This is a genomic window from Proteiniphilum propionicum, from assembly GCF_022267555.1.
GTDB lineage: Bacteria > Bacteroidota > Bacteroidia > Bacteroidales > Dysgonomonadaceae > Proteiniphilum > Proteiniphilum propionicum.
Genome location: NZ_CP073586.1, coordinates 3,073,155 through 3,096,182, shown reverse-complemented (window position 1 = coordinate 3,096,182; position 23,028 = coordinate 3,073,155). Strand labels below are relative to the sequence as shown.

The 23,028-nt window shown below is 41.2% G+C and carries 14 protein-coding genes; 9 read left to right on the top strand and 5 right to left on the bottom strand.

Translation table 11 applies throughout. The features are described 5' to 3' along the window. Nucleotides 1–14 precede the first annotated feature (14 nt). The 4 genes from sufB to pheS form a co-directional block, all read right to left on the bottom strand. Nucleotides 15–1,466, bottom strand: a complete 1,452-nt coding sequence (gene sufB / locus KDN43_RS12860; protein ID WP_238866704.1) for a Fe-S cluster assembly protein SufB — start codon at nucleotides 1,464–1,466, stop codon at nucleotides 15–17. Between the two features lie 595 nt (nucleotides 1,467–2,061). After that, complete coding sequence (locus tag KDN43_RS12855; RefSeq protein WP_238866701.1) at nucleotides 2,062–2,952, bottom strand: DUF3298 and DUF4163 domain-containing protein; 891 nt, start codon at nucleotides 2,950–2,952, stop codon at nucleotides 2,062–2,064. 98 nt (nucleotides 2,953–3,050) lie between these two features. Further along, nucleotides 3,051–4,130, bottom strand: coding sequence for a DUF4831 family protein (locus KDN43_RS12850; RefSeq protein WP_238866699.1), 1,080 nt, complete (start codon nucleotides 4,128–4,130; stop codon nucleotides 3,051–3,053). A 118-nt stretch (nucleotides 4,131–4,248) separates the two neighbouring features. Beyond that, the gene (gene pheS / locus KDN43_RS12845) at nucleotides 4,249–5,268 is read right to left on the bottom strand and encodes a phenylalanine--tRNA ligase subunit alpha (protein WP_238866697.1); all 1,020 of its coding nucleotides are present in this window, start codon (nucleotides 5,266–5,268) and stop codon (nucleotides 4,249–4,251) included. Nucleotides 5,269–5,419: 151 nt separating this feature from the next. Between pheS and tilS the strand changes: the two genes are divergently transcribed. Both tilS and serS read left to right on the top strand, forming a co-directional pair. After that, nucleotides 5,420–6,736, top strand: coding sequence for a tRNA lysidine(34) synthetase TilS (gene tilS, locus KDN43_RS12840; protein WP_238866695.1), 1,317 nt, complete (start codon nucleotides 5,420–5,422; stop codon nucleotides 6,734–6,736). Between the two features lie 433 nt (nucleotides 6,737–7,169). Then, nucleotides 7,170–8,441 (top strand): serine--tRNA ligase, encoded by a 1,272-nt coding sequence (gene serS, locus KDN43_RS12835; protein WP_238866694.1) that lies wholly within the window; start codon nucleotides 7,170–7,172, stop codon nucleotides 8,439–8,441. Between the two features lies 1 nt (nucleotide 8,442). Here the strand turns inward: serS and KDN43_RS12830 are convergent, their stop codons facing one another. Next, complete coding sequence (locus tag KDN43_RS12830) at nucleotides 8,443–9,678, bottom strand: CinA family nicotinamide mononucleotide deamidase-related protein (RefSeq protein WP_238866692.1); 1,236 nt, start codon at nucleotides 9,676–9,678, stop codon at nucleotides 8,443–8,445. A gap of 180 nt (nucleotides 9,679–9,858) precedes the next feature. On the opposite strand from KDN43_RS12830, the gene KDN43_RS12825 reads away from it, so the two are divergent. From KDN43_RS12825 to KDN43_RS12795, 7 genes are all read left to right on the top strand, one after another. Continuing rightward, a complete protein-coding gene (locus tag KDN43_RS12825; RefSeq protein WP_238866690.1) occupies nucleotides 9,859–10,116 on the top strand; it encodes a type B 50S ribosomal protein L31 in 258 nt (85 codons plus the stop codon). Between the two features lie 570 nt (nucleotides 10,117–10,686). Next, nucleotides 10,687–11,943, top strand: coding sequence for an Lnb N-terminal periplasmic domain-containing protein (locus tag KDN43_RS12820; RefSeq protein WP_238866687.1), 1,257 nt, complete (start codon nucleotides 10,687–10,689; stop codon nucleotides 11,941–11,943). A gap of 26 nt (nucleotides 11,944–11,969) precedes the next feature. After that, on the top strand, nucleotides 11,970–13,553 hold the full coding sequence (locus KDN43_RS12815; protein ID WP_238866686.1) for an alkaline phosphatase family protein: 1,584 nt from the start codon (nucleotides 11,970–11,972) through the stop codon (nucleotides 13,551–13,553). A gap of 151 nt (nucleotides 13,554–13,704) precedes the next feature. After that, entirely contained in the window at nucleotides 13,705–17,016 is a 3,312-nt protein-coding gene (secA, locus tag KDN43_RS12810; RefSeq protein ID WP_238866684.1) for a preprotein translocase subunit SecA, read from the top strand. A 183-nt stretch (nucleotides 17,017–17,199) separates the two neighbouring features. Beyond that, complete coding sequence (gene gyrA, locus KDN43_RS12805; protein ID WP_238866682.1) at nucleotides 17,200–19,740, top strand: DNA gyrase subunit A; 2,541 nt, start codon at nucleotides 17,200–17,202, stop codon at nucleotides 19,738–19,740. 100 nt (nucleotides 19,741–19,840) lie between these two features. Next, complete coding sequence (locus KDN43_RS12800) at nucleotides 19,841–21,127, top strand: tetratricopeptide repeat protein (RefSeq protein ID WP_238866680.1); 1,287 nt, start codon at nucleotides 19,841–19,843, stop codon at nucleotides 21,125–21,127. A 680-nt stretch (nucleotides 21,128–21,807) separates the two neighbouring features. Beyond that, nucleotides 21,808–22,983 (top strand): AIR synthase related protein, encoded by a 1,176-nt coding sequence (locus KDN43_RS12795; RefSeq protein ID WP_238866679.1) that lies wholly within the window; start codon nucleotides 21,808–21,810, stop codon nucleotides 22,981–22,983. Nucleotides 22,984–23,028: the final 45 nt, after the last annotated feature.

Below are 23,028 nucleotides of genomic sequence, written 5' to 3'. Positions count from 1 at the left end.
ACAAAACACCGACTTTACCCTACGCTGCCTTCCAGGCTTATCTCGAGTAATTTCTGTGCTTCTACAGCAAATTCCATGGGGAGCTTGTTAACTACCTCTTTTACATATCCATTCACTATCAGGCTTACAGCTTCTTCTTCACCCAGCCCTCGCTGGTTGCAATAGAAGATCTGGTCTTCACTGATCTTTGACGTTGTAGCTTCATGCTCCAGAATGGCTGTAGGATTTTGAATATCAGTGTAAGGAAAAGTGTGAGCGCCGCAATGGTCGGTAAGCAACAGGCTGTCACATTGTGAGTGGTTACGTGCATTATCAGCTTTTTTGGCCACCTTTACCAGCCCCCTGTAGCTGTTCTGGCTGCTTCCCGCGGAGATTCCCTTTGAAACAATTCGGCTACGTGTGTTTTTTCCCAGATGAATCATCTTTGTTCCCGTATCTGCCTGCTGGAAATTATTGGTGACAGCCACAGAGTAGAATTCACCCACAGAGTTGTCGCCGGCTAAAATGCATGAAGGGTATTTCCAGGTTATAGCCGATCCGGTTTCTACCTGTGCCCAGGAGATCTTAGAATTGTTCCCTTTGCAGATCCCCCTTTTTGTCACAAAATTATAAACGCCGCCTTTACCATTTTTATCACCCGGATACCAGTTCTGTACGGTTGAGTATTTAACTTCGGCATTTTCTAGAGCTATAATCTCCACGATGGCGGCATGAAGCTGGTTCTCGTCGCGCATAGGGGCAGTACAACCCTCAAGGTAACTCACGTATGAGTCGTCATCGGCAACAATAAGTGTACGTTCAAACTGTCCCGTGTTGGCGGTGTTAATGCGGAAATAGGTGGAAAGTTCCATTGGGCAGCGTACTCCCTTGGGTATATAAACGAAAGACCCATCGCTAAACACTGCCGAGTTTAAAGCAGCGAAATAATTATCCTTGTATGGAACAACTGTTCCCATATATTTCTTAACCAGATCGGGGTGATGTTTCACTGCCTCGCTGAATGAGCTGAAAATTATCCCCTTTTCGGCAAGTACCTCTTTGAAAGTGGTTTTGATGGAAACACTGTCCATAACCGCATCCACGGCAACACCGGTCAGCTGCTTCTGTTCTTCCAGCGGTATACCGAGACGTTCAAAGGTATTCAACAATTCAGGATCCACCTCATCAAGGCTCTTCGGACTTTTTTTATTGGTAGGATCTGCATAATATATGATATCCTGATAATTAATCTTCGGTATCTTCAGGTGTGCCCATTCAGGCATCTTCATGCTGAGCCATTGATTATAGGCTTTCAGCCGGAACTCCAGAAGCCACTCAGGCTCATCCTTTTTCATTGAAATCAGTCGTACTACGTCTTCGTTCAATCCCTTTTCAATTACAAAAGTCTCAACATCAGTAGTGAATCCGTATTTGTAATCCTGATTGGTTAAATCTGTTAATATTTGATTTTGATCTAATTCTTGCATATCTGATATCTATTTGTCGGCCGGTTAAGCCGGTTTAAAATCACCGGATAACACATCCGATAATTGATAACAACAATTTAGTTGTTTTGTTTATGCAAAGTAACCATTTTCTCTCCAAAATGAGAAATAATTAATAACTTGCGAGGCCCTATCAAGCAGCTAAACCATTATTTATCTTGTATACTACTCCAATGCAAAGTAAGGTTCCGGCATGCTTGTAATGAAACACTTGGTACCATTGAGATCTTATAGAAGATTATCATTGTTAAAGCATTCGGGCTTGATGAGGCATTTTATTCATTCACAAGTTTAAACTGTGGCAAAGAAAGCAAAAAAATAAGACGAGCAAGGGTTTAAAATTAGCGATTGTAAATCCTGATGCAGCCGGGAGTGATGTATCTTCTACCGAAATGCGAGTAAATGTTCCGGAAGATGCAGTTTTTCTCTTTTTCTTTAACAATACTTCGGTAATTTTTTCAAATAGTTCTTATAATTCACTGAATATCAATATAGTATGGCACTTTTTGAGGATCTGACATAAATTATTGACTGTCAGTATTATAAATGAAGCTTTACTTTAAAAAACAGCCTGAATTTAATTTTTCATGAAATGCCGTGAAATAATGCCATCGGGCAACAAAATATCCGAAATATAAGAATAGGGTACGGTTACATCAATTACTCCCATTGAATATGGAGCAATCTCATACTGGTTATAAGAGTAATGAATCCCTATTTCATCGAGCCAGAAGTTGTTGTTGGGAACAATATCCTCAATGGTGAAGAACCCTTTCATCAGAAGTGAATCAGGTACATCAACGTTGTTTTGGATCATTAAACAACTAAGTATTTTATCTGTAAGTGATTTGTAATAATCGGGGACAAACAAATCTTCTTCAGACAGCGTGACAAGTTCGTTAAGATCTATATTAGTGTATAGAATACGGTATGAACCGTGGGCTCCGCCCTCGTAATCACTATACTCAACCGCATAGCTCAACAACGCATCATTCTGAAACAGGATCCTGTTGCTGTTATACATCATATACCAGTACCATACAGGCATTTTTCCTTCAAGGCGAGCCTTATCTTCGTAATAGATGTTGGAAAGAGCTTTATATCTGGCCGTATAATCGTCTATATACCTCTTCATAGCCTCTTTAGGAGTGAGGCTGTCATATTCTATTCCACCGAAAAAAGTACCCTGAAAAATTTGCTGTAACCTTGTCAGGCTCTCTGCATCTCTGAATTTTGAAGGATAGGTAAAAGAGACCTTTACATCGGCATATGGAAGGGTAGTATCGTTATCATTTAAAAGAGGAATATTTTGCCTTACAACAATACTGTCGTACTCAATCTTAGCCGATTTTCCACTTCTCTTATCAAAACACGAGGTCAGTGTTCCCAGTCCAATGAGAATGGAAATGGCCGTGAAGAAGCTCTTAATCATATTCTTATTTGCAAATAGTTTACATGCCCGTTTCATAACGATAATTTTTAAAATAAGCCTGAAACCTGAAAATCAACAGCTGTCTGCAATAAAGGCTGAAGTTCCCACGGTATAGGGTATGATGTTTGTTTTTTTTACTGGATAATTTGTTTTATTGCCCCCAATTCGGGATAAAACAACACTTTGACCGGTTGTTTCATATTTTCAAACATCTTTTTTGTGAGCACATCCTGAGATCCGTATTGCACAACGTCTACCTCAGCGTTTTTGAGTATTCTGTTTCTGAACTCAATGGTTAGATCGGCCTTGCCCGGAACATTATAGACTAATCCTTCGCTTAGTTTACTCTCAAGACGTTGACGTTCGCGTTCGGAAAGCTGCATATCCACCTTCGGTGTTTTGTTTTTTAACGACAGGAAAACAGGTTCCCCGGCGAGGTTGCCGGCATCAATAGGTCCCAGTTTTTCTGAAAAACGGGTAATCACCATCCTGTCAATATTCTTCTCTTCAGGAACAATAGTGTAACTTTTTGTAAAGAATTCGGTGTTTACAGTTCCTGTAAAAAGCTGTGTCAATGCTTTTTCCTGCATGTCTATCTCGTCCATCACCATTTTATAGGCATTACCGTCGGGTGGCATATTTTCCGCCTCGCCGGTAAGTATATCGGTCCTGCTTCGGCGCAGATCGAAAATCTGTCTTGCCACAAGCTCTGCCTGCCTTGCAGTGGAGCCTGCCATCAACGTCTCCTGTGAAAGGAATCTTCGTGGGTTCACGATTACTGTTTCACCTTCCGGAATCTCTATCACCTGTATGGAAACAGGCTCAGGGTCGGAATTAACGGTCACAATTACACCATCTTCCCTCAGATAGACAAAAGGTTCAGAAGTTTTTGCCCGGAACTCCACCATAAACGAGTTAGTTTTGTCTGGTATACCTCTGTTTGTTACTGAAATATTTTCAAGCGTGTATGTAACGCTGTTTTCGGTCAGTGGCTTTTCCGCACCCAGGTAACGCTGAGCGTATGGGTAGAATTCACCCCGCTGCGAGGTAGTCTTCTTCACCAGCAATGTAATCTCGAACGATGTTTTGGGAAGTGAATAGATTACTCCGTAGTTATTGGCCTTTATAGCGTTTACCCGTATCGTTTTCTGAGCGTTTGCACTTGAAAACGCCAGAATCAAAACAGGAAGGATAAAATATTTTACTCTCATCATTTGTCAGTTGTTTTCAAATTTACTTTTTAGATTAACAAATTTGCTATAATCGGAAAAGTTTAAACAAGTTTTTTTGCTCTCTTATCGCAAAAATTCAGTTGTTAGTTAAATTCACTTTTCAGTAAGCTGGCTGAAACTGTTCAAGAAAACGCACGTCGTTCTCAGAGAACATTCTAAGATCTTTAACCTGGTATTTGAGGTTCGTTATGCGCTCAATACCCATTCCAAGAGCATATCCGGAGTAGATTTTGCTGTCGATACCACAATTATCAAGCACGTTGGGATCTACCATCCCGCATCCGAGAATCTCAACCCATCCCGTATGTTTACAGAACGGGCACCCTTTTCCTCCACATATGTTGCACGATATATCCATCTCGGCACTGGGCTCGGTAAAAGGAAAGTATGAAGGGCGTAGCCTTATTCTGGTATCTTCACCAAACATCTCTTTGGAAAAGAAAAGAAGCACTTGTTTTAAATCGGCAAATGAAACATCTTTATCTACATAGAGAGCCTCCACCTGGTGGAAAAAGCAGTGGGCACGGTAAGAGATAGCTTCGTTTCTGTAAACACGTCCTGGACAGATGATGCGGATTGGCGGTTGCGCTTTTTCCATAACGCGTGTCTGTACAGAAGATGTATGCGTACGCAACACTATCTGTGGATCATTCTGTACAAAAAATGTGTCCTGCATATCACGTGCGGGATGATCATCTGCAAAGTTCAGAGATGAAAACACATGCCAGTCGTCTTCCACCTCAGGCCCTTCGGCTATTGAGAATCCGAGCCTTTTGAAGATGTCGTTTATCTCCTCTTTTACGATTGATATCGGGTGCCGGGTTCCCAAGGGAACAGGATAAGCTGTTCGTGAAAGATCTATGCAGGCATTGGTAGATCCGGCAGTTTCGAACTGCTCTTTTAATGATTGAATTTTTTCGGTTGCTTTCTGTTTTAATTCGTTAAGGCGCATGCCCATTTCACGCTTCTGATCGGCCGGTACTGAACGGAAATCGTCCATAAGAGTTGAGATAATACCTTTTTTACTAAGGTACCTTATGCGTGCAGTTTCCAGCTCGTTGGCGTCAGAAGCCTTTAATTGCTCAATTTCAGAAAGGAGAGTTTTAATTTTCTCTATCATTATCTTGTTGAATCTTATAAATCATTTAGTAGCACAAAAATACACTTTTTATTGCTATTTATACCTGTTTTATGTAAAAGATTTATCCGAAGAGGGCATAGAGTAAAGGTTAAATTTGTACTTTTGTTTAAATAAAGAGGTTTACAGAAAAATGGTTATAACAGTTCGCAGATATATAGATAATGAAAAATTACTCTCTCCATGGGCCCGCGTCGTTGTCGGACTCAGTGGAGGAATGGATTCTATGGCTCTGCTTGATATTCTCACTCTTTTGGGGTATAATTGCGTAGCTGCCCATTGCAATTTCCATCTCAGGGGTGATGAGTCGGACCGGGATGCCGCTTTTGTAAAAAAATGGTGCAGTGATTCTGATATCCAGTTTACATCTGTCGACTTCGATACAGCGCATTATGCTGCCGCCAAAAAGATCTCCATTGAAATGGCTGCACGTGAATTGCGTTACAGCTGGTTTGAGAAAGTCAGAAAACAGTACGGCGCTTATGCTGTTGCCGTTGCTCACCATAAGGACGACTCTGTAGAGACGGTTCTGTTGAACCTTATCCGTGGCTCCGGCATAAGAGGGCTGACCGGCATTGCTTCAAAGAATAAAAACGTGGTACGCCCTCTGCTGTGTGTTACACGTGCAGAGATTGAAGAGTATATAACAAATCGTGGCATACCCTATGTAACCGACAGTACCAACAATGAAGATTTCTATTTGCGCAATTATATCAGGATAAATATTATTCCGCTACTGAAAGAGTTGAATCCTTCCGTTTGTGAAGCAATCAACCGTACCTCCCGGAATATCTCGGAAGCAGAGAAAGTGTATTCCGAATACATCCATAAAATAATTAAGAGTGTCTGCAATAATAACAAAATAGATATCAGGCAGCTTCGGCAAACAGCATCACCGCAATCAGTATTATATGAGATATTATCTCCTCTGGGTTTCAATACAACCGTAATTGAAAATATACTCCAGAGTATGGATAGTAATCCCGGGAAAGTTTTTTATAGTGAAGGGTACCGTGTGGTAAAGGATCGCAACAGTTTTCTTATCGGCTCCCTTGAAGACGGTTTGGCAAGAAGGGAATCTTATTTAATCTCTGATGATACTGAGGAGATAACCGATCCTGTCTGCCTGGCTTTCCACAGAAAAACCATGCCTGTTGAAATAGACAAAAGCAGCAATTATCTTTATGCCGATGCCGACAAACTGAAGTTTCCTCTTAAGCTAAGGCGGTGGAGGCAGGGTGATTGGTTTGTTCCCTTTGGAATGAAGGGGAAAAAGAAGTTGAGCGACTATTTTACCGATCGTAAATTTAGCCTGCCGGATAAGGAGGATGTTTGGGTATTGCTTTCAGGCGATGATATAGTATGGATTGTGGGTGAACGTTCCGACAACCGTTTCAGGATCACCGAGAGGAGTATAAATGCTTTTATGGTGGAATATAGGGGGTGCTGACATCTTTTTTTATGTGGAAAATCAATTTTCCTTTGATCTTACGCAGCGTTTTTTACAATTTTCCATCTGATAGATTAGAGTGAGTTGTACATGACGCGCTTAATGATAGCAGATGCAAATGGAATTAAATTATGGTGTAAATTAAACTTAGTTACATGTAAACCGTTATGAATTAATCATAGATTAAAATATTAAACAAATGAAAAGTAGTACATTTAAAGACATTTTGATTGTGGGGGCTTTTGCAGGAGTTGCTTTTTACATATCACGTTATTACAAGCACAAGAAACAAAGAGAGAGGGAATTACGTGAGACCCTTCACTTTCAACTTTTTTAAATTCTGTTTAATTTGCTGAATTAATTTTGAATCCGGCAGTTTTCTTGCATCTATTTTTTGTACCTTTGCAATATTAAAAAACTGTCTGAATATTTTATGCTGACACTCAAAACAATCAATTCGAACCCGGAAGAGGTAGTAAGGCGCCTGTCGAAAAAGCACTTCGATGCAAAAGAGATTATTGATCAAATTATTAGCCTGGATGAACTGCGACGAAATACCCAGACATCGCTTGACTCTGTTTTAAGCGAGATTAGAAGTATTTCCAAATCTATCGGAATGTTAATAAAAGAAGGGAAAAAAGATGAGGCAAATGCTGCCCGCGATAGAGTGGGACTATTGAAAGAATCTTCCGCAGGACTCGATGTAACGTTGAAAGATACCGAAGCGAAAATTTCTGATTTGCTGGTTACGATACCAAACCTGCCACATGACTCGGTACCCGAAGGAAAAGGAGCAGAAGATAATGTTATTGAGCGTAGTGGAGGAGAGTTGCCCACATTGCCTCAGGGTGCTCTTCCGCACTGGGAGCTGGCTAAAAAGTATGATATTATTGATTTTGAGCTTGGTGTAAAGATAACCGGTGCCGGATTTCCTGTATATAAAGGTAAGGGTGCGAGACTACAACGTTCACTGATAAATTTTTTTCTTGATTCTGCTCGTGATGCCGGATTTCTTGAAGTGCAGCCACCATATGTGGTAAACAGCGATTCAGGGTTTGGAACCGGCCAGCTGCCCGATAAAGAGGGGCAGATGTATCATGTTGGCCTTGACGACCTTTACCTGATTCCCACTGCCGAAGTTCCGGTCACCAATATCTACCGCGATGTAATACTTGAAGAGAAAGACCTTCCTGTAAAAAACACCGCATATTCTGCTTGTTTCAGGCGTGAGGCAGGTTCTTACGGGAAAGATGTACGCGGACTGAACCGTTTGCATCAGTTCGACAAGGTTGAGATTGTATGTATTGAAAAACCTGAGAATTCTTATGTGCGGCTCAACGAAATGGTAGCTTACGTACAGACTCTAGTTGAAAAGCTGGGCCTTCCGTGGCGTATATTACGTCTGTGCGGGGGTGATACAAGCTTTACATCGGCATTGACTTTCGACTTTGAAGTCTTTTCTGCCGCACAGGAAAGATGGCTTGAGGTGAGCTCTGTATCTAATTTCGAAAGCTACCAGGCAAACCGTCTTAAGTGCCGTTATCGTGACGAGGGCCGCAAAACACAACTTTGTCATACCCTCAACGGTAGCGCCCTTGCTCTTCCCCGCATAGTGGCTGCATTGCTCGAAAACAACCAGACACCCGATGGAATATGCATACCAGAGGTATTGGTCCCATACTGTGGGTTTGATATGATAAGGTAATTTACTTTTTCCTCTCAATCATCTTTAGCAGCTGGAGGATTGCCAGATTGGCCGTACGCTCAATGTTTTCTTCCCGGCAGTTTCCAACATGGTATTCGCAGGAGTTAATCACACTGTTGTAAGTGGTGCCTACCCAAACAGTCCCTACTGGTTTATCTTTGGTTCCGCCATCGGGACCCATGACACCCGAAACAGCGATACTACAGCTGGTTTTCATCAGTCCCGCTACATTCAATGCCATTAGCTCCACCACTTCACGGCTTACCACCCCGTATTCGTCTATCGTCTTTGAGCCTACATTCAGTATCTCTTCTTTTATCTGGATGTCGTAGGAGACGATACTTCCTTTATAACAGAGTGAAGCGCCCGGGAATAATGTTATCTTGTGTGCAATAAAACCACCGGTACAGCTTTCTGCCGTAGAAACAGTCAGGTGTTTCTTTCGTAGTTTATCACCAAGCAACTCTTCTGGCATCTTTTCGCTTTCTGCTATAAAGTTCTTTCCGAGCAGCCTTTTAAGTTTTCGGCCTTGCTGTTTCATTTCAGGCTTATGCTCCTCGCCCCAGGCAGATAACCGCAGCCGGATAAATCCTGCATAGGGCAGATATGCCAGTGAAATGCCTTTAGACAGTCGGTTCTCAAACTCAGCAAGACGGGTAGCCAGTGCCGATTCGGTGATTTCCGAAACAATATATGAACGGCGCAGATACTCTTTCACCTGAAATTGTTCACGTAACATTGGAATGATACTGTCTGTCATTGCTGTTTTCATCTCAAAAGGAACACCAGGCATGGATACAAGCACTTTTGACTCCTTTTCGAACCAGAGTACTGGTGCTGTTCCTGCACTGTTCATTATAACCCTGCTGTTTGCAGGTACATACGCCTGTTTTCGGGTGAGTTGATTTAACGGGAGATTCCTTTTTAAAAAAATGGATTCTATGTTTTGCATTACCTCATCGTTAAACACCAGGGCTGTATGGAAATAGGTGCACAGTGTATGCTTGGTAATATCGTCGGCTGTTGGTCCTACACCACCTGTGAGCAGCAGTATCTCTGCACGTTCAAAACCGATATCTATCGCCCTTGTAATATCTTTGTACTGATCGCCTACGGAAGAGATGGCAGCTATTTCAAAACCTTGCTTGGTAAGCTCCCTGCCCATCCATGCGGCGTTGGTATCCATGATCTGGCCGATAAGAATTTCATCTCCGATGGTAATAATTTCAACCTTCATATTTATCTGTTTTTATAGTTGTTTTTACCATGAGGTAATGTACATATTAAACTACAATGAAATATATTGCAAATAAACGACAATCTTTCTGAAAATGAAAAAATAATGTTATATATTTTTTTTTATAGATGGAATATTATATCTTTGCGGACTGAATTTGAAATAATAAAACAAGATATAATGAAAAAAGATATTCATCCAGGAAATTATCGCCCTGTAGTTTTCAAAGATATGTCGAACGATGAGGTTTTTATTTCACGTTCCACCGTTAATGCAAGGGAAACTATTGAAATAGATGGTGTTACTTATCCATTGGTAAAGCTTGAAATTACCAGTTCATCGCATCCATTCTATACTGGAAAACAAAAACTTGTAGATACGGCCGGACGCGTAGATAAGTTTATGAACCGTTACGGAAACCGTAATAAGAAAAAATAAGAACCGTAAAGCGGTATGATATAAAGAAAGGCGATCTTTACAGGTCGCCTTTTTTCGTTTATATTCTTATGTGACAGTTTGCCAGGCTGTTAGTTAATTGTCATATAATCAGATAATTATGCTTATTGCTTTGTAAATCATATTAAATACTCATAACCACGAACATATAAGTAATCTAAGTTGTGCATGCATTACTGTCCCATACAGCTAAATTTGAGACATATTGATGTTTTTAAGGGGTATCAGTAAGATGAAACAGGCGAAAGATAAGCAACTATTCTTAAAAAAATACCAGATCATTGCTTCTGAAAAGAGGTTAATAAATCTCCATGCAGAACGATTATTCATGAAAATGCATTGATTAAGCCCATTTTTGACTATTTTTGTTGTTTAAAGGTTTACAATTATTCCTTTTAAAGACTCACAATGTTGAAGTAAGAGGAATATACAACTTCCATACACTATGTCCGTACCATTCGCTTTCAGCTGAATGAGCAAAGCTAATTTTGCTTAAGCAATGCCATAACAGGCGAATACCTGACTTAATTGAAAATCAATAGTTTTTTACGTATGAACAGAAAAATATTCTCAATCCTGGCATTCCTTACAGTCTTGTTTGCATTACCTGTAAAAGCCCAGGTTCAATTATCTGACAGTGCGAAAATAAGCATGCTTACTGCATCGGAGTGGAATGGCGCTGTTTATGCTCTTTTTGGACATACCGCCTTGCGGGTGAGTGACGATTCCACAGGTGTTAATGCTGTATACAATTATGGATTTTTTGATTCGTCTCAGCCTAATTTTATTTACAATTTTGTACTTGGCAGGACAGATTATATACTTGGGTTTACAACTTTTGAGGATTTTCTTTTCGAGTATGAATACAGGGGGCAGGAGGTGGTTGAACAGGAGTTGAACCTCTCTGCAGAGGAAAAGCGACAGCTGTATGATGCACTGTACATTAATGCACTACCTCAAAACAGGGGGTACCGATATAACTATTTTTACGATAATTGTGCTACACGTCCGCGCGACATGGTAGAAAAATTCACTGACGGAAAAATTAAATATCAGCCCGCATCTCAAAACCAGTCGTTTAGGGACCTGGTACATGAATCTCTGGAAAAATACCCATGGTTGAAATTCGGGATAGACCTGATCATTGGCAGCGATGCAGATGTAACAATAGGCGTTAGGGAAAAAATGTTTATTCCAGCCTATCTTAAGAACTCATTTGAGGAGGCGCTGATTCTTAAAAACGATACATCTGACTATCCTTTGGTGAAAAACACAAAAATTCTGTTATATAATAATAATGAGATAAATAAAATAAGCGAAGAGAGCTTATATTCTCCGATTGTAGTGGCATTCGCAATTCTCTTCCTAACCATATCAGTCAGTCTGATACAGATTACAAAGCTCAATATAACCAAGATCCCCAAAATTTATGATACTGCAATTTTCGGTATCGCCGGATTGGGTGGATTGGTTCTGAGCGTTACAATCTTTTTTTCAGAACATCCAGCTACCAGTCCTAACTGGAATTTTGTCTGGCTAAATATATTTGCTCTTGCTGCAGCCATTTTATTTTGGGCAAAATCGGCAAACAGGACTGTTTATATCTATCATTTTATTAACTTTGCACTCTTAACAGTTTTTCTTTTGTTGTGGCTATTTATACCGCAACATCTACCGGTAGCAACAATACCATTTTCAATGAGTTTGTGGTTCAGATCGGGTACGCATCTGTTTATGCGGAGAAAAAAAATATTAAAAGACAAGCGGTTTTCATCAAGCAGGGAACTTAAAGCGGGGTGGGGACTATAAAAACGATAAACGGCCAATATTCATCAATGATCAAAGTATTATCTTCTTTAGTAGCTTTTTTTTCAATAACGGCACTATTTGCACAAAATCCTTCGGGCGATGTTCCTAAACTGGTTGTGGGAATAACTATCGACCAGCTTCGTGGCGATTACCTGGAAATTTTTAAAAAGACATTTGGCAACAAGGGGTTTCAAAGGCTGCTGAATAATGGCCTTGTTTACAGCAATATATATTATGATTTCCCTAATCTCGACAAAGCATCTGCCATTACCACAATTTATACCGGTGCCAATCCATCTAATCACGGTATAACAGGTGAAAAAAAATATTCCACGGCGACGAACAGCGAAATATCATCATTTTTTGATAATAACTATCTGGGGAATTTTACAACCGATAAAATGTCCCCGCTTCCGATAAAGGTCTCAACAATAGCTGATGAACTGAAAATAGCTTCAGGAGGACAGTCCGATATTTTTGCCTTTGCTCCTGATGCCTCACAGGCAATGGCTTCGGGGGGACATGCAGCCAATGGAGCATACTGGATTGAGGATATTACAGGAAAATGGGCTACAAGCACGTTTTACAATAACAGGCAACCTGTCGTTGATCAGCACAACCGAAGTGCTCAGTCGCTCAGCAATACCATAGGAGGCATTACATGGCGCCCGGCAATCGATATCTCGCATTACAATGCATTTCCATATACCAAAAACAGGACAAATTTTCAGCACTATTTCGGAGTCGATAAAAAAGATAATATACGCCTGTTTAAGCAGTCGCCATACGTAAACAGGGAAGTGAACGATATGGCAATAAAAGTGATTGAGTCAGGATCTCTGGGCAAGAGAATGAATCCGGACTTTCTGGCTGTTACCTTTTACGCTGGTAACTATGAAAATTCACTTGATAAAAATTACTCAATCGAACTGCAGGATACCTATCACCGCCTCGACCAAGAGCTGGAAAGGCTGCTTGAAGCCATCGATTCCTCCGTGGGACTTAAAAACACTCTGGTCTTTGTGGTGTCTACCGGATATTTCAATGAACAGGAGATAATACCAGAAGGCGTGGTTACATCCGGGGGGGATTTTTATCCCGATAGAAGCGTGGCACTTCTTAATATGTACCTGATGGCGTTGTATGGAAGGGAACAGTGGATTAAAAAATATTATAACAGAGAACTGTTCTTCGATAGAAAACTGATTGAAGACAAGAAGATCGACTTGAGGGAGTTTCAGCAGAAAGCAGCTGAATTTTTAGTGCAATCGGCTGGAGTTCAGGATGTGATTACTTCATATCAGATGTTGCATGGAGCATATAATCAAAATGTGCAGTATCACAGGAATGGATACTACAATGGCATTTCCGGGGATCTGTTCATTGAATTGCAGTCCGGATGGAGGGTTATTGAGCCTCAAAAACCAATTAAAGAGCGAGTGCGAAATAATGCCGTAATATCTCCGGTAATTTTTTTCGGGAGCGACATCAAACCACAAAGGATTAATAGAACTATAGAAGCGACTGAGATTGCACCCAGCGTGGCATACAGGTTACGAATCCGCGCTCCCAACGCTGCAAAAGGTGAAATTTTGGAAGAGTTATTTTAGAAAGCACAGCTTTAAAAGTTAATGAAAATATAACAGGAGTCCAGGGCAGATATAGGTTTTCAGTATTTAGTAAAAGGAAAAGATACAGGAGACAAAAACCAACAACCATTACATATAAAATAAAACGGCCCTGCCTCACAATAATAAAACTATGGGATTCAACGATATTATATCAAAAATATTTGGTAATAAAGCACAACGCGACCTGAACGAAATCAATCCGGTTGTAACAAAAATTAAAGAAGCCTATTTAGAAGTAGAGAGCCTCTCTAACGATGAACTTCGTGCAAAGACCAAAGAGCTGGAGAAACGTATTCAAGAATATGTTTCCGAAGAGAAAGCCCAGATAGATAACCTGAAAGCCGGCATGGAAGAGATAGAGCTGGATGAACGTGAAGCTGTCTGGAACCAGATAGACAAGTTGGAAAAGGAGATCACTGAGAAATATGAAAAGATCTTAAGTGAAGTATTGCCTTTGGCCTTCTCTGTCATGAAAGATACAGCCCGCCGTTTTACACAGAACGGGGAGATAGTGGTTACTGCTACCGATTTCGACCGTGACCTGGCTGCTGCACACGACTTTGTACGTGTTGAAGGTGATAAGGCTATTTATCAGAATCACTGGATTGCCGGTGGAAACGAGATCACCTGGGACATGATTCACTACGATGTGCAGCTTTTTGGAGGTGTAGTACTTCACCAGGGGAAAATTGCAGAGATGGCAACGGGAGAAGGTAAAACGCTAGTGGCTACTCTTCCGGTATTTCTTAACGCATTAACCCATGAGGGGGTACATGTGGTTACCGTGAACGACTATCTCTCCAAGCGTGACTCTGAATGGATGGGGCCAATGTACATGTTCCACGGGTTGTCTGTTGATTGCATCGACAAGCATGAACCCAATTCCGACGCTCGGCGCAAAGCTTACGAGGCAGATGTCACATTCGGTACAAACAACGAGTTCGGGTTCGATTATCTTCGCGACAATATGGCTATCTCTCCGAAGGACCTTGTACAGCGCAAACACAACTACGCGATAGTGGACGAGGTTGACTCGGTGCTGATTGATGACGCCCGTACACCGTTAATCATTTCCGGACCTGTCCCCAAAGGTGATGATCAGCTTTTTGATCAGTTTCGCCCGCGTGTTGAATTGATTGTGAAAGCACAACGGGAGCTTACAACACGCCTGCTTGCCGAAGCCAAAACATTGATGGCATCATCTGATCAGAAGGAACAGGAGGAAGGGACTCTTCTGCTTTTCCGTTCATATAAAGGGATGCCTAAATACAAACCTCTTATCAAGTATCTCAGTGAACAGGGAGTAAAAGCTGCAATGCTTAAAACCGAAGCATTCTACATGCAGGAACAGATGCGTAATATGCATATCGTTACTGATCCGCTTTATTTTGTTATTGATGAGAAAATGAACAGTATTGAGCTGACAGATAAAGGTATAGATATGCTGACCGGGAAATCTGACGATCCGCATTTCTTTATCCTGCCCGATATTGCGTCTCAGCTGTCTGATCTGGAAAATGCATCGCTAAACGATGAAGAGAAAGCAGCCAAAAAGGACGAACTTCTCCAGAACTACGCCATTAAGTCGGAACGCGTACATACTGTTAACCAGTTATTGAAGGCTTATACACTGTTCGATCGTGACGATGAGTATGTGGTGATCGACAACAAAGTTAAGATAGTGGATGAGCAGACCGGACGCGTGATGGAGGGACGCCGTTACTCCGACGGCCTGCATCAGGCTATTGAGGCAAAAGAGAGGGTGAAGGTGGAGGCGGCCACACAGACTTTTGCGACCATTACACTGCAGAATTTTTTCAGGATGTATAGTAAGCTTGCAGGTATGACTGGAACAGCTGAGACCGAAGCAGGCGAGTTCTGGGATATCTACAAACTTGATGTGGTGGTGATACCTACCAACAAACCTATTGTTCGTGACGATCAGAACGATCGCATATATAAGACAAAACGCGAAAAATATACCGCTGTTATAGAAGAGATAGAAAGCCTTATCTCAAAAGGACGCCCGGTACTGGTGGGTACTACATCAGTGGAGATCTCCGAGCTGCTAAGCCGAATGCTCACACTACGTAAGATCAAACATAATGTGCTGAATGCCAAGCTTCACCAGCGAGAAGCCGAAATTGTGGCCAATGCCGGCCAGAGTGGAGTGGTAACTATTGCTACCAACATGGCCGGGCGTGGTACCGATATCAAGCTGACACCTGCTGTAAGAGATGCAGGAGGTTTGGCTATAATTGGTACGGAACGGCATGAGTCGCGACGTGTAGACCGGCAGTTGCGAGGGCGCGCCGGACGTCAGGGAGACCCGGGATCATCAGTATTCTTCGTATCTCTTGAAGATGACCTGATGCGCTTGTTCGCTACCGAAAAAATTGCAGGACTGATGGACCGAATGGGGTTCAAAGAGGGGGATGTTCTGGAACACAGTATGTTGAGCAAATCGGTAGAGCGTGCTCAGAAAAAGGTTGAAGAGAATAACTTCGGAATTCGCAAGCGTTTGCTCGAATATGACGATGTTATGAATTCGCAGCGCGAGGTTATCTACAAACGCCGCCGTCACGCTCTTATGGGTGAACGTATCGATAATGACGTGGCCAACATGATTTCTGATACTGCCAGAAATATTGTTGAGCTAAATGAAGATGATTACACTAATATGAAGCTCGACCTTCTTCGTGTAATGGCACTCGAAATTCCTTTCAAAGAGGAAGATATGAAAAAGATGAAGGACGATGAAATTCTGGAAGCGGTAACAGACAAAGCTTTTGAAACATTCAAGCGCAAAACGGAACGGCTTGCCGAGATTGCTCAGCCTGTTATAAAGCAGGTTTATGAAAATCAAGGTGCAATGTATGAGAATATTCTGATTCCTATAACCGACGGCAAAAGAGTATATAATATCGGATGCAATTTGAAGGAGGCCTATGAATCGGGTTCGAAGGCACTTGTAAAAGCGTTTGAAAAATCGATATTGCTTCTTACTATCGATGAAGACTGGAAGGAGCACCTCCGCGAGATGGACGAACTGCGCCACTCCGTACAAAATGCAAGTTACGAACAGAAAGACCCGCTGTTGATCTACAAACTGGAATCGTTCAACCTCTTTAATTCAATGGTAAACGATATCAACTCCAAGGCGGTCTCTATTCTAATGCGCGGGCAGATTCCAATACAGGATCCAGGAAGTGTAAGAAGGGCTGCTCCCGAACAGAAAACCGATTACAGCAAATACCGCACGCAGAAGGATGAATCAGGAAGAGGAATACCTGGCGGGGATGGAGATGGCAATGGCAACGGTTCACCGCAACAGCAGCGCAAGCAGAAACTCGAACCTATCAGGGTAGAAAAAAAAGTCGGCCGTAACGATCTCTGTCCATGTGGCAGCGGCAAGAAATACAAAAACTGCCACGGCAGATAAGAGGACTGAATGCAAAGCCTTTAAAACATTTAGACAGGGAGAAATTATCTCCCTGTTTTTTTGTGAAATTCAAAGAAAAGCAGTACCTTAGTGTAGTCAAAATGTGAGTAATAATAAAACATTATTTACCTGTAAATAAACTACATAGAGAATATTTTTTGAAGAGAAAAATCACTTTTTAATATGATTGATCAGCAAGACAGAATCATCAAGATTAATATCGAAGATGAAATGAAATCGTCATACATCGATTATTCGATGTCAGTGATCGTTTCACGTGCTCTTCCCGATGTGCGTGACGGATTCAAACCGGTCCACAGGCGTATCCTTTACGGTATGTCTGAACTTGGAAACACATCAGATAAGCCACATAAAAAATCCGCGAGGATTGTCGGCGAAGTTCTGGGTAAATTCCATCCCCATGGCGACTCATCAGTGTATAACGCCATGGTGCGCCTGGCTCAGGATTGGAGCATGCGCTACACCCTGGTGGATGGACAGGGAAACATGGGAAGTGTTGACGGAGACAGCCCCGCTGCCATGCGTTACACCGAGGCACGGCTTAATAAGCTGGCTGAAGAGATGCTAAGGGATATCGACAAGGAGACTGTCGATTTTAAACTTAACTTTGACGATACATTACTGGAACCTACTGTTCTCCCCACACGAATCCCCAACCTTCTAATTAACGGTTCATCAGGTATTGCCGTGGGTATGGCAACCAATATTGCACCTCACAACCTAACGGAGTGTATAAACGGTATAATTGCATATATCGACGACAATGATATCGATACCAAAGGATTGATGCATTATATTAAAGCTCCCGATTTTCCTACCGGAGCCTATATTTACGGATACAAAGGTGTTGAGGAGGCTTTTGAAACTGGCAGGGGGCGCATCGTTATGCGTGGTAAAGCCGAGATTGAATCGGGTAAGACACACGATAGAATCATCATATACGAAATACCCTATCTGGTGAATAAAGCCGACCTGATAAGGAATATTGCCGATCTGGTGTCAGACAAGAAAATTGATGGCATTTCCAATATCAATGATGAGTCCGACAGGGACGGTATGCGCATAGTGGTAGATATAAAAAGAGACGGTAACGCCAATGTAGTGCTTAACAAGTTATATAAAATGACTGCACTCCAGTCCTCTTTCAGTGTAAATAATATAGCGCTGGTAAATGGACGCCCCGAACTACTATCACTTAAACGGATGATTGAACTCTTTGTGGAACATCGTCACGAGGTGGTGATCAGGCGTACCAAGTATGATCTGCGCAAAGCTGAGGAGAGGGCTCATATTCTTGAAGGATTGATTATCGCCTCAGACAATATTGACGAGGTTATTGCCATCATCCGGAGTTCTTCCACTCCGCAGGAAGCCATTCAGCGATTGATGGAGCGATTTGAACTTAGTGAGATTCAGTCCCGTGCCATCGTGGAAATGCGTTTAAGACAGCTAACCGGGCTGGAACAGGATAAGCTGCATGCCGAATATAATGAGATACAGAAACTGATCACCTATCTGAATGAGATACTGAGCAATGAGGAGCTTTGTATGCAGGTTATCAAGGATGAACTGATAGAGATCCGAAATAAATATGGTGATGAACGCCGTTCAGAGATTATCTTTGCATCGGAAGAGATGAACCCTGAGGATTTCTATGCAGACGAAGAGATGGTGATTACTATCTCGCATATGGGATACATCAAACGTACTCCTCTTACAGATTTCCATACTCAAAACAGGGGTGGAGTAGGGGCCAGGGGGTCCGATACCAGGGAAGAGGATTTCGTGGAATATATCTATCCGGCTACCAATCACAACTATATGCTCTTTTTTACACAGAAAGGGAAATGTTACTGGTTGCGTGTATTTGAAATTCCCGAAGGTACCAAAATTTCTAAGGGACGGGCAATTCAAAACTTGCTGAATATCGATTCTGATGACACAGTTACCGCATTTGTTCGTGTGGAGACCCTTTCGGATGAAGATTACATCAATTCACATTATCTTATATTCTGCACCCAGCAGGGTGTGGTTAAAAAGACTCTGTTAGAAGCCTATTCCCGTCCCAGACAGAATGGTGTAAACGCTATAACCATAAGGGATGACGATCAGGTTATATCTGTTCGTTTGACCGACGGCAGCAAACACGTGATCCTGGCAAACAGGAATGGTCGGGCCATCCGCTTCAGTGAAGATGATGTAAGGCCGATGGGACGTACTGCGACGGGAGTCAGAGGTATGACTCTTGATGAAGATGGGGAAGACTGTGTGATTGGAATGATCTGTATGGCTCCCGATTCCGAAAATACCATTCTTGTGGTATCGGAACAGGGATATGGAAAGAGAACTTACCTCAATGACGAGGATGGTGAACCTGTATATCGTATCACACGCAGAGGAGGTAAAGGTGTTAAAACACTGAACATTACAGATAAAACAGGTAAACTGGTGGCAATCAAGAGTGTGACCGATGAAAATGATTTAATGATAATTAACAAATCAGGCATAACGATACGTCTGAAAATTTCCGATATTCGCACAATGGGAAGAGCTACACAGGGTGTGCGCCTTATTAATTTGGATAAAAGAAATGATCAGATTGCTTCGGTTTGTAAGGTAAACTCTGAAGATTCAGATGATGAGATAAACAATAAATCTACGGAGCCTGATGATGATCTGCAGGAATCGGACAGTGTAGAATAATATAATCCAATTTAAACTTTTTGGTACATTTTAGTCAAAAAAGATAAAACAATCAAAATCTGATAAAGAATTTAGTTTAATCACAAAAAATATGAATGAAATGAGAAAGATCCTATTCCTAACAGTGGTAGCCGTTTTTTCTGCAGGTGGCATTTTTGCTCAGAAATCGGCACTTAAAGATGCAAAGAGAGCATTAGGCCGCGACGATCTGAATGAGGCAAGGACATTGATCAAACAGGCGTCAACAAACGACGAAACTGCCCTTGATGCAGAGACGTGGAAGATAATGGGCGACATAGGCAACAAAGCTTTCGATAACGAAAGAACCAAAACAATGCTGGGTCAGAAATCTAAAGATAAGGTGATGTACGATGGATTATTGGAGTCATATAAGCCTTATTTGAAGGCTGATTCCCTGGGACAACTCCCGGATAATAAAGGCAAAGTCAAGAATAAATACCGCAAAGATATTGCCGGAATTCTTCGTGCCAACCATCAGTTTTATATCAATGGAGGTGTATTTTACAACGAGCAAAAGGATTACAAGAAATCAACCGATTTTTTCCAGATATATTGGGACATTCCAACATTACCAATGTATGAAGATCAGAAAGATGCATTTGTGCTCGACAGCACCTACCAGACAATCAAATACTATGCAATAATCACGGCTATACAGGCAGAAGATCACAAAAGAGCATTGGCTATGCTGGAACGTGCAGCCAAGGAGCCTTTCATTGAAAACAGTGCTTATAAGGAAAGTGACATATATGAATTGATGGCTAGCGAATATTTAAATATTGGAGATTCGGTTAGTTACATTAAAGCCCTGTATGATGGAGCTGAAAAATTCCCCAAGAGTAAATATTTTGTTCCAAACCTGGTAAATATATTTATTCGCCAGGGTGACTCTGAAAAAGCTATGCAATACCTGGACCAGGCTATCAAAAACGATCCGTCTAACGCATGCGACCTGAATAGTGTGAAAGGTGCTTTATTGGCTGAAAAGGGTAATTACGACGGAGCAGAGGTTGAATACAACAAAGCTCTTGCTCAGGATCCCAATTGCGAAAGAGCCCTTGAAAATCTTGCCAGAAATTATATTCTCCAGGCACAGGACATCAAGGAGAAAACAGCAATGTTGACAAATAGGCAACAACAAGTAGAAAACGATAAAATAACTGTTGAGTTGTATCAAAAATCACTTCCTCTGCTGGAAAAATTAGATGGACTATTAAAAGAAAGGAATGCTACTGATAGTGAAGTCAATGGAATTCTTTTGTTACTTAGAAATGTCTATTATAATTTAAGCGTAATGGGTGTTGATAAATCAGCAGAATTGAAAGTCATAGAAAGTCAATTGAATCTCAATAATGGTTCAAATTGATTCAAAATATTCATAATCAATTTTTTTGAGGTACCTTTCAAATAACATTTAACATTATTAAGAGCAGGAAGAAAACCACTTGGTTTTCTTCCTGCTCTCGTTTTAGTCACTACTTGTAATTGCCAATTTAAAATGCACAAAAAATGTTTAATCAGAAATTTTGAAGGAAACAAGACTTTTTATCGTCGTAAAATAAAAAAATAGTCGTAAAATAAAAAAATAATTGTCAATAGCATACAGCATACAATGTTAAAATTCTGTTTGATTTATGTTTTTATTTCTTCCTGATTTTAATTTTCCAAAAAAACGAATAAAGTAAGCACAAAACCGGAAGAGAAAGAAACATTTGATATTCAACCGGAATGGAAATAAAAAAGAGGACGAACAACTAAAAGGGAAGTAATGAAAAAAGGGCTTCAACCGCGAGAGAAAAAAGGAGAAAATGATTATTGTTTCATAAGACGATTAAACATAATAGTAATTATAGGAAAAATTAAATATGAAGTTAAATGCTGAATTATGTATCATTACCCTGAATTCATACTTTTTTATTACTTTTGCACTTGAGATCAAATGATCGGCAATTTCAGCCATTAGAAAAGAAAAAAAAAAAGTTTTAATTTAATTTGCCCGTTATATATAACTTATCATTTGACGCCGGCATATGAAACATATAATTTATGACAATCAATCAACGATACAATCAGCGAGGTGTATCTGCATCGAAGGAAGATGTGCACAACGCCATAAAAAACATCGACAAGGGAATTTTCCCAAAAGCATTCTGTAAAATTATTCCCGATATCCTGGGCAACGACCCGCAATACTGCAATATCATGCATGCCGATGGTGCCGGAACAAAATCGTCACTTGCATATATTTACTGGCGTGAGACCGGTGATATTTCCGTATGGAAAGGAATAGCTCAGGATGCATTGATTATGAATGTGGACGATCTTCTTTGCGTAGGTGCTACCGATAACATCCTGGCCTCTTCGACCATTGGACGCAACAAAAATTTAATTCCCGGTGAAGTGATTTCAGCCATTATAAACGGGACCAATGAGCTATGCGAAGAGCTTTCCGGCATGGGGGTTCATATTTATCCCACAGGTGGTGAAACGGCCGATGTAGGCGATCTGGTGCGTACAATTATTGTAGACAGTACGGTTACCTGCCGCATGAAACGTTCCGATGTAATAGACAACAATAATATTCAGGCCGGTGATGTTATTGTTGGGCTGTCATCATCCGGGAAAGCTTCATATGAACAGGAATACAACGGAGGTATGGGAAGCAACGGGCTAACATCGGCCCGGCACGATGTTTTTGCCAACTATCTGGCACAAAAGTATCCTGAGAGCTATGATGCCTCTATCCCTGAAGATCTTATCTATTCTGGCAAGATGAAACTGACAGATCAGATTGAAGATCTGGGAATTGACGCCGGAAAACTGGTCCTATCCCCTACCCGCACCTATTCGCCAATTATATCATTGATAATCAAAGAGATAAACCCTAATATCCATGGAATGATCCACTGTTCAGGTGGTGCACAGACAAAAATCATGCATTTTCTGGGTGACAGGCTTAGAGTTGTAAAGAATAATCTTTTCACTGTCCCTCCCCTTTTCCGGCTTATTCAGAGTCAATCGGGAACCTGCTGGGAAGAGATGTATAAAGTATTTAACATGGGACATCGTATGGAGATTTATTTATCCGAAGCATATGCACAACAGGTAATCGACATCTCACGCTCGTTCAATGTGGATGCACAAATTGTAGGATATGTTGAAAAGTCGGATGTGAGGGAACTGATTATAGAAAGCGAATCAGGCCGCTTTATTTACTCATAATTTCATTTTCACATTTATACCGCCGATACATAAACATAACTAAAT

Excerpts from the sequence above, each read along its gene's own strand:
- sufB (WP_238866704.1), bottom strand. The coding sequence starts at position 1,466 with ATGCAAGAATTAGATCAAAATCAAATATTAACAGATTTAACCAATCAG.
- KDN43_RS12855 (WP_238866701.1), bottom strand. The coding sequence starts at position 2,952 with ATGAAACGGGCATGTAAACTATTTGCAAATAAGAATATGATTAAGAGC.
- KDN43_RS12850 (WP_238866699.1), bottom strand. The coding sequence starts at position 4,130 with ATGATGAGAGTAAAATATTTTATCCTTCCTGTTTTGATTCTGGCGTTT.
- pheS (WP_238866697.1), bottom strand. The coding sequence starts at position 5,268 with ATGATAGAGAAAATTAAAACTCTCCTTTCTGAAATTGAGCAATTAAAG.
- tilS (WP_238866695.1), top strand. The coding sequence starts at position 5,420 with ATGGTTATAACAGTTCGCAGATATATAGATAATGAAAAATTACTCTCT.
- serS (WP_238866694.1), top strand. The coding sequence starts at position 7,170 with ATGCTGACACTCAAAACAATCAATTCGAACCCGGAAGAGGTAGTAAGG.
- KDN43_RS12830 (WP_238866692.1), bottom strand. The coding sequence starts at position 9,678 with ATGAAGGTTGAAATTATTACCATCGGAGATGAAATTCTTATCGGCCAG.
- KDN43_RS12825 (WP_238866690.1), top strand. The coding sequence starts at position 9,859 with ATGAAAAAAGATATTCATCCAGGAAATTATCGCCCTGTAGTTTTCAAA.
- KDN43_RS12820 (WP_238866687.1), top strand. The coding sequence starts at position 10,687 with ATGAACAGAAAAATATTCTCAATCCTGGCATTCCTTACAGTCTTGTTT.
- KDN43_RS12815 (WP_238866686.1), top strand. The coding sequence starts at position 11,970 with ATGATCAAAGTATTATCTTCTTTAGTAGCTTTTTTTTCAATAACGGCA.
- secA (WP_238866684.1), top strand. The coding sequence starts at position 13,705 with ATGGGATTCAACGATATTATATCAAAAATATTTGGTAATAAAGCACAA.
- gyrA (WP_238866682.1), top strand. The coding sequence starts at position 17,200 with ATGATTGATCAGCAAGACAGAATCATCAAGATTAATATCGAAGATGAA.
- KDN43_RS12800 (WP_238866680.1), top strand. The coding sequence starts at position 19,841 with ATGAGAAAGATCCTATTCCTAACAGTGGTAGCCGTTTTTTCTGCAGGT.
- KDN43_RS12795 (WP_238866679.1), top strand. The coding sequence starts at position 21,808 with ATGACAATCAATCAACGATACAATCAGCGAGGTGTATCTGCATCGAAG.